17 protein-coding genes, 2 tRNA genes and 1 pseudogene are annotated in these 12,298 nt (G+C 47.8%); 17 read left to right on the top strand and 3 right to left on the bottom strand.

The genetic code is table 11. The features are described 5' to 3' along the window. Positions 1–25: 25 nt before the first annotated feature. The 3 genes from WC734_01695 to WC734_01685 all read right to left on the bottom strand — a co-directional run bounded on the left by WC734_01695 (position 26) and on the right by WC734_01685 (position 2,032). Complete coding sequence (locus tag WC734_01695) at positions 26–781, bottom strand: hypothetical protein (protein MFA6197850.1); 756 nt, start codon at positions 779–781, stop codon at positions 26–28. A gap of 156 nt (positions 782–937) precedes the next feature. Then, a complete protein-coding gene (locus WC734_01690) occupies positions 938–1,804 on the bottom strand; it encodes a hypothetical protein (GenBank protein MFA6197849.1) in 867 nt (288 codons plus the stop codon). Positions 1,805–1,807: 3 nt separating this feature from the next. Continuing rightward, on the bottom strand, positions 1,808–2,032 hold the full coding sequence (locus tag WC734_01685; GenBank protein ID MFA6197848.1) for a hypothetical protein: 225 nt from the start codon (positions 2,030–2,032) through the stop codon (positions 1,808–1,810). A gap of 341 nt (positions 2,033–2,373) precedes the next feature. On the opposite strand from WC734_01685, the gene infA reads away from it, so the two are divergent. The 17 genes and pseudogenes from infA to WC734_01600 all read left to right on the top strand — a co-directional run bounded on the left by infA (position 2,374) and on the right by WC734_01600 (position 12,197). Next, positions 2,374–2,565: a translation initiation factor IF-1 gene (infA, locus tag WC734_01680; protein ID MFA6197847.1), complete on the top strand. Its 192-nt coding sequence runs from the start codon at positions 2,374–2,376 to the stop codon at positions 2,563–2,565. A 17-nt stretch (positions 2,566–2,582) separates the two neighbouring features. Next, a complete protein-coding gene (rpmJ, locus tag WC734_01675) occupies positions 2,583–2,696 on the top strand; it encodes a 50S ribosomal protein L36 (protein ID MFA6197846.1) in 114 nt (37 codons plus the stop codon). A gap of 21 nt (positions 2,697–2,717) precedes the next feature. Beyond that, positions 2,718–3,110, top strand: a complete 393-nt coding sequence (gene rpsM, locus WC734_01670) for a 30S ribosomal protein S13 (GenBank protein ID MFA6197845.1) — start codon at positions 2,718–2,720, stop codon at positions 3,108–3,110. Between the two features lie 197 nt (positions 3,111–3,307). Beyond that, positions 3,308–3,676: pseudogene (gene rpsK, locus WC734_01665) on the top strand (30S ribosomal protein S11). Between the two features lie 17 nt (positions 3,677–3,693). Continuing rightward, on the top strand, positions 3,694–4,323 hold the full coding sequence (gene rpsD, locus WC734_01660) for a 30S ribosomal protein S4 (protein MFA6197844.1): 630 nt from the start codon (positions 3,694–3,696) through the stop codon (positions 4,321–4,323). A 33-nt stretch (positions 4,324–4,356) separates the two neighbouring features. After that, positions 4,357–5,181 (top strand): DNA-directed RNA polymerase subunit alpha, encoded by an 825-nt coding sequence (locus WC734_01655; protein MFA6197843.1) that lies wholly within the window; start codon positions 4,357–4,359, stop codon positions 5,179–5,181. Between the two features lie 18 nt (positions 5,182–5,199). Continuing rightward, the gene (gene rplQ, locus WC734_01650) at positions 5,200–5,646 is read left to right on the top strand and encodes a 50S ribosomal protein L17 (protein MFA6197842.1); all 447 of its coding nucleotides are present in this window, start codon (positions 5,200–5,202) and stop codon (positions 5,644–5,646) included. Beyond that, positions 5,630–5,998, top strand: a complete 369-nt coding sequence (gene rplM / locus WC734_01645; protein ID MFA6197841.1) for a 50S ribosomal protein L13 — start codon at positions 5,630–5,632, stop codon at positions 5,996–5,998. Before rplQ ends, rplM begins: the two co-directional genes overlap by 17 nt. Positions 5,999–6,169: 171 nt before the next feature. After that, positions 6,170–6,550, top strand: coding sequence for a 30S ribosomal protein S9 (gene rpsI / locus WC734_01640; protein ID MFA6197840.1), 381 nt, complete (start codon positions 6,170–6,172; stop codon positions 6,548–6,550). Continuing rightward, complete coding sequence (locus tag WC734_01635) at positions 6,516–8,039, top strand: flippase (GenBank protein MFA6197839.1); 1,524 nt, start codon at positions 6,516–6,518, stop codon at positions 8,037–8,039. The genes rpsI and WC734_01635 overlap by 35 nt, the downstream gene beginning before the upstream one ends. Next, entirely contained in the window at positions 8,036–9,181 is a 1,146-nt protein-coding gene (locus WC734_01630) for a glycosyltransferase family 4 protein (GenBank protein MFA6197838.1), read from the top strand. The genes WC734_01635 and WC734_01630 overlap by 4 nt, the downstream gene beginning before the upstream one ends. Further along, entirely contained in the window at positions 9,178–10,422 is a 1,245-nt protein-coding gene (locus WC734_01625) for a glycosyltransferase (GenBank protein MFA6197837.1), read from the top strand. The genes WC734_01630 and WC734_01625 overlap by 4 nt, the downstream gene beginning before the upstream one ends. 400 nt (positions 10,423–10,822) lie before the next feature. Beyond that, positions 10,823–10,898, top strand: a tRNA-Thr gene (locus WC734_01620). Between the two features lie 43 nt (positions 10,899–10,941). Beyond that, entirely contained in the window at positions 10,942–11,097 is a 156-nt protein-coding gene (rpmG, locus tag WC734_01615) for a 50S ribosomal protein L33 (GenBank protein MFA6197836.1), read from the top strand. A 5-nt stretch (positions 11,098–11,102) separates the two neighbouring features. After that, on the top strand, positions 11,103–11,522 hold the full coding sequence (locus WC734_01610) for a hypothetical protein (GenBank protein MFA6197835.1): 420 nt from the start codon (positions 11,103–11,105) through the stop codon (positions 11,520–11,522). A 208-nt stretch (positions 11,523–11,730) separates the two neighbouring features. Then, a tRNA-Trp gene (locus WC734_01605) sits at positions 11,731–11,805 on the top strand. A gap of 104 nt (positions 11,806–11,909) precedes the next feature. Then, a complete protein-coding gene (locus WC734_01600) occupies positions 11,910–12,197 on the top strand; it encodes a GIY-YIG nuclease family protein (protein MFA6197834.1) in 288 nt (95 codons plus the stop codon). Positions 12,198–12,298 lie beyond the last annotated feature (101 nt).

The following is a 12,298-nucleotide window of genomic DNA, read 5'->3' as shown; positions in this document are numbered from 1 at the left end:
TCTTGGCGTTTGAAATTTTGGATTGTTATAGTTTACTCGAAACTAGTGGCTCCAGCGGTATCGGAGTGCCTTCGGGCGCGTACTCGATCTTGGTTCCAGCCGGCCAGATGAACTGAATATCTTCGGGCATAGATAGATCAAGATAAATATTTGCACCGGCGGTGGATAGGCCGGTTAGGTTCGATGCATCTTTGAAGTTGGCGGTGTGCTCGCCGACAATAGAATTAATGTAATCAACCGAACCCTGATTAGCGGCCGTGGTCAGCATGCTACTGCCGCAAGTCCAAGTGCCGGGCGTGCCGGTAACTTTTTCATGCACGGTGCCGCTGGGAATAGCCGGGCCGTCATTTGGCAGGTCATTTGGTCCGATCTCCATGTCAGCCAGATTGAGGTCGATCCAACCGTCGATATAGGTCACTTGTTCCTTGACTGTGACACAGCCACTGCCCGGCATCATCTGGGGGGCGCGCAGAACTTGGCTAAAGTCGACGCGCCAGGGGACGAAGTAAGCATTTGATTTTATTACGCTGGCTTCCGGGATCGGGTGGCCGAGAATAAACTGATGCGTGGTAATACCGCCGGGTATCGGTGCCGGAGTGGTGGTGTCTTCATAAATCACATAGTCGGTTCGATCGGTGACATTGCCCGACGCGGTACCGCTTCGATTCGTCGTGCCAGACGCGGGAACGGCGTCACCGTCCGTGGCGTCGGGCTTACCACAGCCCGCCACAAACACAAAAGCTACCAGAGCGATCGCGACTAGGAGCGTTTTTTTAAGCATAGTCAATTTATTTTACAAGTGATGTGCCTGTAGACATTATACTACATCGAGAACGGGGGACAAGCATGCGACTTTGGGCAGTAGGAATTTTTGGGAAATAATGAATGAAGGCTGGGCTGGATAATATATTTTGATATTAGTAGCCCTCTGTACCTCTCAAGATTTTATTGTCGTATTTTCTGTAATAGGTAAATGCTGTTCGGGCGGTTTTACATTTTGCAACAATAGATCCCCATTCCTATACGCAACCATCTCCTCTGTGTTAAGTGCATTTTGAAGATAACGAAAATAAATTTCAACTAACTTTTTTTCATTTTCATTAAATCGTTTAAATGGTTCTGCTAAAACAATCTCCCCGTACCCCCAGCGAGGAATTGTTCTCTCGGCAATATTTATAGAGCCCTCTTCCTTTACACAGATGTTAATTTCTCGAACAGCATCATCATATCCCTTTGTAAATAATGCATATATTACTTTAAGGTAATGTAGTAATACTTTTTCAGGTCGATCAATAACCATACTCTCAAGCAGTATGACCTTCTCGTTAAATGCTTTGTAATCAGCAGTAATCAAGTACAGTTCGGTTAGGTTTAGAAGAGTGTTTATATTTGACGGATCAAGGGAAAGAGAATCTTCTAAGTCTGATTTAGCTCTACCAAGTTTTCTCTGTCTTAAATTTTCATACCCAGTCTTCTGTTTTTGTTCAGCTTTTTGTATTGAAACCTGCTCAAAGGCAAAGTAACCAACAACTATTGCAAATAGAAGAGTAATATTTTGACCAACCACGCTAATTGCGTGGTCAAGGCTATCGCCTGTATATCTTTTAAATATTGATAAATATACTATTACAGAGATCAGAATAAATATTGCACAAATTAACCAGTACCTTTTAATTAATCTAGCTTTTAAAATATATAACCTTCCCGCACCCGAGGAAATAAATTTAATAAGTAGGGGTATTATTACCCCAAGCAATAGACCCGATAAAAAGTATATCATTATGCTGATGGATGAGTTTTGCATTCGTTATACTTCAAAAATTACCCTTCCTCCACCTGCGGCACCTATCCTTATTAGCGAGTCTGAAAGTAAGTGTTTGTCAGCATTTCGAATTACAATGGTTGCGCCCGATGCATTTGCAGCCGATGCAATTCGAATTAGCGTATCCGCCAGAAATATGTCCTTATCTAAATCAATTATTAAACCACCACCTACTGCCGCAACTTGAATTAATGTATCAGATAGAAACATTTTATTATAGCTATATTGTTAGGTAGGAATGTACTATTTTCTACATATTATAAACAAAGTGATTATATTCTATAAGTCTAAATATTACAACCTAAACCTCATTACGAAAAGTATATACAGATGTAAGGGCTAGCTCTTGACACCTCTTGGCATGCATAGTACAATAGTTCTGGGTTAACAATATTCCTGATTTCAAGAACTCGTCTCGACCCGGCAGAGAAGTAATATTCTTTGTTGTAGACGTTCTTGATTGAACGTTTTTCGTTTATAAGTAAGCATTTTCAATGCTACCTACGCCCCCGCGACGTGAGCCTCCCAAGGCTAAACCCGGCTTCATTCAGATGGCCGGAGTAGTGGACGAGCTATTGCCCAACGCGACCTTCCGGGTCACGCTGGAAAACGGGCACACGATTCTGGCTCATTTATCCGGTAAAATGCGGATAAATCGAATCAAAATCGTACCAGGTGACCGGGTATTGATGGAAATGACCCCCTACGACCTGACCAAGGGTCGCGTCACATTCCGTCTGTAACAACTTTATTATCGGCTATGAAAGTACGAGCATCGGTTAAGAAAATGTGCGCCCAGTGCAAAGTTATTCGCCGAAAACAACGCGTACGCGTTTTGTGTTCAAATCCGAAGCACAAACAGAGACAAGGCTAATTAACACTATATTATTGATATATGGCTGCAAGAGTCGCCGGAGTCACATTACCTCAAAACAAGCGGATCGAAATCGCCCTGACCTATGTCTATGGCATTGGCCGGACTACGGCGAGTAAGATTTTAGAGGCCAATAAGATCGATCTGAATACTCGCACCCAGAACTTGAGCGTTGACGAACAAAAGCGTCTAAGTGATTATATTGAAAAAAATATCCGGACCGAAGGCGATCTTCGGCGCGAACGCATGGGCAGCATCAAGCGTCTGCGCGAAATTGGCTCGTATCGGGGCACCCGCCACGCGAAGGGATTGCCAGCCCGTGGCCAACGAACCAAGACGAATAGCCGGACCGTCCGTGGCAACGTTCGTAGAACTATGGGTTCGGGGCGACGTCCATCAGCCGAAAAGACTTAGAATAGCCGCGAATGTGACAGTCCTAATTACGCCATAACGATAATTTAATAGCTGAAATGACCGACGAAGCTACAATCGAACCGAAAGACAACACCAAGTCTGCGGTACCTGCTATGAAAAGCGACACCGAGAGCAAACCGACTGCGAAAGGGGCAACCACCGAAACTAAGACATCCAAAACGAAGCCGGCTTTTCGATCCAAGAAAAAAGTCCGGAAGTTTATCAACAAAGCGGTGGTACATGTTTTGGCGACGTATAATAACACCATTATTACTTTCACCGACCCCGAAGGCAATGTGCTAGCCTCCTCTTCGGCCGGTCAGAACGGCTTCAAGGGTCCCAAGAAATCCACGCCCTACGCGGCCGGTATTATTGTCCGTTCGGTTGTTGATCGAGTGCGCGATTTCGGCATCAAGGAAGTCGATGTGCGCATCAAAGGTGTCGGATCCGGCCGGGAAGCGGCGGTTCGTGCCCTGAATGCCCAAGGTTATACCATTTTATCAATCCGGGACGTCAGTCCGATTCCGCACAATGGCCCCCGGCCGCGCAAAGTGCGCCGAGTGTAACATCTGATTTATACCCTATGTCAAAAGTATCCATATCAAAATGCACCCAATGCCGACGTGAAGGCGAAAAACTCTTTCTGAAGGGAGAGAAGTGCTACACGGGCAAGTGTCCGATCGTGAAACGGAACTATCCGCCCGGACAACACGGCGGCAAGGGGCGCGGCCGGATGTCCAACTATGGCCAGCAGCTGCGTGAAAAGCAGAAAGCCAAGCGGCAGTATGGCTTGAACGAAACCCAGTTTTATAACTATTTTCAAAAAGCCGAACAGCGTACGGGAGATACGGCGGAAAATCTTGGCCGATTATTGGAGACGCGCCTGGATAACGTCGTCTACCGTCTGGGCATCGGCACTTCCCGGGTATTATCGCGCCAGCTGGTTAGCCACGGTCAGTTTTTGGTCAACGGCCGCAGTACCGACATACCATCCTATCAAGTACGTGCCAATGATACGATCCAGGTCAAACCAAATCGGATGGCCAAGAAATATTTTCAAGATACGCTCAAGCGAATCGCCAAGCAGGAAGTGCCGGTTTGGCTAACACTCGATAAGGTCAAACTAGAGGGCAAGGTATTGGCATTGCCGGCGGCGGAGGATCTGAAACAGAACTTCCAGACCCAGCTGATTATCGAATTCTATTCACGATAAAATATTAATATTTAACGGCGGAGATAAAACGCGATGGAACTTATATCCCTTCCCAGCAAAATCGATGTAAAAAAGACCGGCGACAACGTGGCTATGTTCACGATTGAGCCCTGCTATCCCGGTTACGGCATGACGCTGGGCAACGCGATGCGCCGAGTATTATTGTCGTCGCTGGAAGGCGCGGCCATTACGGCCGTAAAAATCGAAGGCGTTAACCACGAATTTTCCACCATTCCGAATGTCAAAGAAGATGTGGTGGAGATCATATTGAATCTAAAGACTTTGCGGTTCCGCAGTTTCAGCGATGAGCCGGTCACGGTCAAGCTTTCAGCCAAGGGTGAGAAGAAAGTCACCGGCAAGGACATCAAGGCGACCAGCGATGTCGAAGTAGTACATCCCGAACAGGTGATTGCCACCCTGACGGACAAAGCGGCCGAACTGGAAATGGAATTAAAAATCGAAAAAGGCCGGGGTTATGTGCCGGTAGAGACCCGCGAAAAAGAGAAGCGGGAAATCGGCATGATCGCCGTTGATGCCATATTTACCCCAATTCGAAACGTCAACTTTGACGTGGAGAATGTCCGGGTTGGGCAAATGACGAATTATGACCGGCTGATGCTGGAGGTCATCACTGACGGCACGCTATCTCCCGAAAAAGCATTTCACGAAGCCGCCAAACTACTGGACGCACATTTCAATTTCCTGCTTAACGGTTTAACAGAAACGGGCAAGCCCGCCAAGGTTAAAGCAGAAGAGCCCGAAGTTACTGAAACCGCCGTAGAAGATGTTATCACCGACCTGGCCGAACCAAAGAAAAAGCGCGCACGGGCTAAAAAAAGCGAGACTAAAGAAGAATAGTTTTATTATCACGCACTCATGAGACACCGCAACAAGACGAAAACTCTCGATCGCCCAGTTACGCAGCGTTTATTGATGCGGCGCAATATGGCTGTTAGTCTAATCATGCATGAACGGGTGGTTACTACGGAAGCCAAAGCCAAGTGGCTGCGTCCCTTTGTAGAACGATTGGTCAGCCGGTCGAAATCGCGTACCGTATCTGTGCGACGCAGTTTGATTGAGATTTTGAATAACACGGCTGCCGGGCATAAACTGGTGGACGTATTAGCCGAGCGCTTTGCCCAGCGTAATGGCGGGTATCTCCGTATTACCAAGACTGGCACCCGTTTGGGCGATGGTGCGTCGACTGCCGTGATTGAATTCGTAGAGCGCATGTCAAAGACCGAACTAACCAAAAAACAGCCCGGCGTGAACAAGAAGATTGATTCCAAAGCTAAGGAGAAGAGCCATGATACCAAAAAATAAGTCCAAGATAAGTGAGGTGCACACAGTTGACGCAGCCGGTCGCGTACCGGGTCGTTTGGCTACCGAAATTGCCCATTTATTGCAAGGTAAGCATCGGGTTGATTACGCGCCTAATTTGGATATGGACATTACGGTCAAGGTATCTAACGTGAAGAATATGCGCCTGACCGGAAATAAGCTTAATCAAAAAGTTTATCGGCACAATACCGGTTATCCCGGGGGTTTGAGAACGGTCGGATTAAAAGTTTTAATGAAAGAACGGCCGCACGTGGTGCTGACCAAGGCCGTCAATAAAATGCTGCCTAAGAATCGTTTGCGCAATCCACGTATGCGCCGAATAATATTCATCTAACGTATGCCCAAAACTGCCAAACCGGCCGCGGACAAAGACACGGCCAAACCAATCCGCAAACGCGGGCGACCGAAGAAAACCACGGTTTCTGCCCACACGGCGGCTCCAAGATCTCACCCAGTGGATCAAGCCGAACCCGCCAAACCTAAAGTAGCCAAAAAGCGAACCTATTTGTTTGCGGTTGGTCGGCGCAAGACTGCCATAGCGAGGGTGCGCCTGCACAAGAAGGGTACCGGCATATACCAGGTCAACGGGCAGCCGGTTGAAAAGTATTTCAATACTCTCGAGATGCTGCAGGTGGCTAAAGCGCCAATTGATCTGCTGAGTCTTGAAACGCAGGACGATATTACCGTGCGGGTCAGCGGCGGCGGGAAACGCGGTCAGGCTGACAGTGTCAGACACGGGCTGGCTCGTGTTTTAGTAAAATTAGATCCGGAATATCGGACGCAATTAAAACAGGCAGGTTATTTAACGCGGGATCCTCGAGCCAAAGAACGGAAGAAGTACGGATTGAAACGTGCCCGGCGCGCGCCGCAGTGGCAAAAACGTTAATTCTTCTAATCATAACAATCCAAGAGTGACTGCCGGCTCACATTCAGATCGGATAGCGCGGAACGCTTCATATCTTACGCTTGCTCTGACGCTGCAGAAGGTACTCTCTTTTGTCTACTTCGCTTATATATCAAAGGCTGTCGGCTCGGAAGAAATCGGCCGATATCTTTTTGCTATCTCTCTAACCACGATATTTGGTATTTTGATCGACGTGGGCTTGAGCCCAGTGCTGACTCGTGAGATTGCTAAAGACCGGGATCAGACTAACACGTTTTTAAATTCAGTGGTATCAATCAAGATACTCACCGCCGTCTTAGCTTATCTGGCAGTCATCACCACGGTGGCCATTATTGGTTCGCCTGAATTGACTCGTCATTTGGTATATATCACCGGGATCGTGATGATATTAGACACGTTCACGCTCAGTTTTTACGCAATATTACGTGGCCACCAGGTGTTGAAGTTCGAAGCGATCGGTACGATTGTCAACAAGATCGTGGTCATGGGCTTGGGCATATTCCTACTGCGGATCGAGCACAACGTCATGTTTCTCGTTTTGGCCATTTTACTCGGCAGCTCGTTCAACTTCTGTTATAGCTTGAGCCTATCGATACGAAAAATGAAATGGCGCCCGCGGATTTACTGGGATAGGCCCATATTGAGACGGATATTTATTATTGCTTTTCCATTTGCCCTAGCTAGCGTATTCATGGTCGTGTTCGGTTATATTGATACCGTATTACTGAATGTTATGAGTGGCGAAAAGGGCAATAGTTATGTGGGCTGGTATGGTACCGCCTACAAGCTCACCTACGCTTTTCAGTTCATCCCGATCGCCGTCGGCGCGGCATTGTTTCCGGCCATGAGCGCTTACTTCGTCAGTTCGAAAGAAATGTTGGCGCGAACTTTCGAAAAGGCGGTCTATTATTTGCTGGTGATTGTCATTCCGATAATATTTGGAGTATTTGCTATCGCCGATAAGCTAATCTTAGGTGTCTGGGGGAAAGCGTTCGGCGCTTCGATAATTCCTTTGCAAATTCTCATTTTCAGTTTATTCTTTGTGTTTATAAATTTCCCCATTGGATCATTATTAAATGCGTGCAATCGGCAGATGCGAAACACGATAAATTTGGGCATCGCCATGTCGGTAAATGTAGTTTTGAACCTGATACTGATTCCCGCCCGGCAATACATTGGCACCAGCATTTCATCTTTGGTGTCAACGATTGTGCTTTGCGGTTTGGGCTTGATTGTCGTAGATCAAATCATCAAATACAATAAAAAGTATTTATTTACCATCTTGGCAAAAACAATGATTTCTGGCGGCGCGATGATGGCCGTATTGTATGCGTTAAAACCTGAAATCAAGTTTATCTATCTGATACCGATCGGCGTGCTGGTATATTTCATAGTGCTGTTCGTGATCCGTGGTTTCGGGGTGCAGGAATATCGCCGTGTTTACCAAGCGCTAATCAAGAAGTTCACATGAGCCACGACCTCCTGGTGACCCAGGACTATCCGCCCCGGCTGGGTGGAGTGGCGCGGTTCTATCAACGGCTAGCACAGTTTTACCCAGTCGGAGAAATGACCATTCTAGCACCGTCCGATCCGGTGGCGATTGGTTTTGATTCCAGCCAGCCGTACCCGATTATCAGACGCAGGTTTTTCTGGTCGCAGCGCTGGTTATGGCCGCGCTGGTGGCCGCTGGTGTGGCAGCTCTACCGGATATTATTGAAGAAACAAGTCAGGTCTATTATCGTGGGACAAGTTCTACCGGTGGGTACGGCCGTAGCGCTGGTGACCCGGCTATTTCGGGTGCCTTATGTTGTGATTACCCACGGGATGGATATTCGTCTACCGCAGTCGCGCCAACGTAAAAAAATAGCCATGATGAAAGTGCTGCGTGGCGCGCGATTCATCGTTGCCAATAGCGAATACACCAAATCAGAGCTGATCAAGCTGGGTTTGCTGGCTAACCGGATTCGTGTTATTACTCCAGGATGCGATAAGCCCCGACTAGCTGACGCGGCCGCTGTTCAAAAAATACGCGATAAATATGGTCTGACCAGCCAAGCGCCCGTGCTCGTAACCGTGGCTCGTTTGGAAGAACGCAAGGGGATTGATACCGTCATGAAGGCGTTAGCCCATCTAACCAGTGATTTTCCGAATATTAAGTACCTGATAGTTGGCACCGGTCCGGATGAGCCACGCTTACGCCAGATAGCTAAAAATTATGCGTTAAATGACCGGGTGCTTTTTGCGGGCGCTGTCTCTGACAATGAATTACCAGCTTACTATGCCGTGGCTAGCCTATTTGTCATGCCGGCACGCCAGCTAGATAATGGTGATGTGGAGGGTTTTGGCATCGTCTATCTTGAGGCGAATTCATACGGCCGGCCGGTGATCGGTGGCCGCAGTGGGGGCGTATCCGAAGCGATTGTTGATGGAGTAACTGGAATACTGGTGGATCCAACCACCAGCACTGAAACAATCCAAGCCATACGCCGGTTACTAAATAACTGGCAGGAATGCGACCGTATGGGAGCGGCTGGGTTACAGCGGGCGAGAGATCAATTCTCATGGACCGACCGGAGTCGAGCCGTGGCACAATTAATGCGCGCAATCAAATGAAACCATTTGATCTGGTCATGCTGAATATGTCTAGTTTCCAGGAATGGCAGAGCGGCGTGGTTAATCGCAATTATCACGTACTGAAAATGTTGCTGCGACGTCCGGAAGTACATCGGATATTTGCCATCGACTACCTGCCACTGACGCTGAAAAGATCGATTCGCGCCTATTTGGAAACACTTATGTTTGGGGTAAAGGGAAAATTGCTGTACCAAGATTTTAGCTCGCGGCTGGTTCGGATGGATCGATCGATTATGGGTGATTATCCAGGTAAACTTTTTGTCTATTCCACCGTTGACAGCGCTTTTTCCGAGTCCGTCACGCGCCGCAATATTCAACGGCGTTTGAAATCATTGAAATTTGACCAACCGGCACTTTGGTCGTACCTGCCGCTGTTTGGCCGGTTGTTCACCGAACTGCCAGCATCGTTGCGGGTGTTTGACGCGGTGGATGATTGGACGGCGCACCCCTGGATGGCGCAATGGCGCGGGCGTTTGGAAACAAATTATCGTACCATCAGTAATCGGGCGGATGTAGTTTTTACGGTGGCCAATGAATTACGGGACCGGTTTGACCATCAGCCGAAGGTGCACTGGATCCCCAACGGGGTTGATTTTGAACACTGGCAGAACCACGGACCCTTCCCCGATGATTTGACCGGCATTCCAGCGCCGATTGTCGGCTATGTGGGCGTGATCCAAAACCGGATCGATTCAGAGTTGATCCAACAATTAGCCGAGCGAAATCCAGCGAAATCTTTTGTCTTCATTGGCAATGTCTATTCCGATTTTAACAAGAGTGTGTTTGATCATTGTCCCAACGTGCATTTTCTGGGACAAAAAACTTACGCTGAATTGCCGTCCTACGTTAACCGTTTTCATGTCTGCATGATTCCGCACCGGATTGATCCATTTACCCGTTCGATGAATCCGCTGAAATTGTACGAATATCTGGCTTGCGGTCTACCCGTCATCAGCACGCCCGTATCGGGGATGAGTATGTTCGGTGATTTGGTGCGGCTGGCCAAAGACGCCGGGTCATTCAGCGAACAGATTGATCTGGCCCTGAGCGAGGATAGTGAGCGTTTGCGCTTGCAACGCAAAGCGGCGATGCGAAGCCACACTTGGCATCAGCGGGTGGATCGAATGATGGAAATTGTTGAAGCGACTATGCTGAATAAATTAGCCGGGCAGGCGGTAAATTGCCCAGATGGCGCCGCGGCTGATAATCTGGTAAAATAAACTTCAGAACCGTTGACAAGATAGCCATAAAAGTGTACGGTAGATTCCTGCCCAACGGCAATTACGCAGATGTGGCTTAGCTGGGTCGACCCCGTGTATATGGGGGAGACGGGCAGCAGCGAGCCGAGTCTGAAAGACGAAGGTGAGCGCCGATTGCTTCGAGTAAACGCAGAAGCAATCGCTGCCCGGGAAAAGCAGAGATTTTGTCCCACACATTATTGATTGAGAGTTAATGTATTGCGGGATCCACGAATGTTTTGATAATTTGCCAGCGTAGCTTAGTGGGTCGAAGCGGCCGAAGAGCGACTGAACTGCTTCAATCGTGAGCCGCTGAGATGGGCTGGCCGATGTCAATAAGACCAAGCCAGCACCGGACAGACATGCCCGCCAGTCGCCGAGTGCCGATGTAGCTCAGCTGGTAGAGCAACGGTTTTGTAAACCGTAGGTCGTCGGTTCGAACCCGACCATCGGCTCCAGAACAATCTATTTAAATCAATCTTCAATTAATCTTCTATTCCTATGTCTCAAGACAATCTAATCAAGCTAGAGTGCTCGGTTTGCAAAAAGGTCAATTATTTTTCCAATAAGAATAAGAAGACCATCAAGACCAGGCTGGAATTGAGCAAGTTCTGCAAACATTGCAAAAAGCACACGATTCACAAAGAAACCAAATAGTAAATATGGCCGACGCTAATTTGTTTGCTGGTACGGGCGCTCAACTGGAATCACACGACGGTATCATTGTTTTCACGTTGGGAGGAGAGCGGACGATCGATAATGCCGCTAAGGAACGCCGTTGGTTCGATGATGGTGTGCAGGATTTGGAAAATAAGCTGCCCAGTCAAATCTGGGGTCTGGCGATAGATTTTAGAAATGTAAAAGCAGAACAATCCGATACGGTTGGAATAAAAACATTAGCCACCCGGTTATTGCAAGATAAGCAGATCGGCGCAATTGCGATTGTCAAAGCCAACAAGGGCTACCAGCTAATTATTCGTTCGATCGTGTTCGCGTTGACATCTGAAACCGGAAAACTGAAATTTTTCGAGGCGACCGATATGGCGTTAGAATGGTTAAAAATCAAGGGCTCGGCCAAGTAGAGTAGAATATTATGTTGTAGTGCATGGGGGCGTAGTTCAACAGTAGAATACTGGTCTCCACCCCGTCAGTCGCGACTGGCGGGGTACAAAACCGACAGAGTACAATTTGGAATTTGCTGGTGGGGGTTTCGTCCAGTGGTAGGGCGGAGGTCTCCAACCCCGCACCAAGCGGCACCACCAGCATATAAATATTTTACGAATTGATGATGGGGGCATAGTGAAATGGCTATCACAAAGGTCTCCAAAACCTTTATTCTAGGTTCGAGTCCTAGTGCCCCTGCCATCAGTTCGCAAGCACAAAACTATCTGCTTTGGTGCGGGGCGATCCCCTCAACCCCTGCCAGGAGATCCCAAGTAAAGATAGCGGGGAGTAGCGCGGAGAAAATAATGTACTATGTGTATCTATTGCAGAGTTTAAAAGACAGTAAGTTATACATTGGTAGGACAGATAATTTAATAAACAGACTCGAAGAGCATAATAGAGGTAATGTTCAGTCAACCAAGTATCGAAGACAGTTGGAGTTGATATATTATGAAGCATATAGGAATCGTGAAGACTCAAAGGGTAGAGAAAGGGGACTAAAGAAAAGTGGATCTGTATATATGGCTCTCATTAAGCGAATTGGGTTAAGTCGTGAACAGCGGAATGGTCTCCACCCCGCCAGTCGCGACTGACGGGGTCCACCCCGACGTCATCGAATGACAGGGTCCAAAACCTTTATTCTAGGTTCGAATCCCTGTCTGCCGACAGGCAGGCTAGTGCCCGTTCCATCAGT

Source organism: Patescibacteria group bacterium (genome assembly GCA_041661625.1).
Lineage (GTDB): Bacteria > Patescibacteriota > Patescibacteriia > JAHIZJ01 > JAHIZJ01 > JBAZUB01.
The sequence above is the reverse complement of the archived record's forward strand: the minus strand, read 5'-3'. Positions and strand labels throughout refer to the sequence as shown.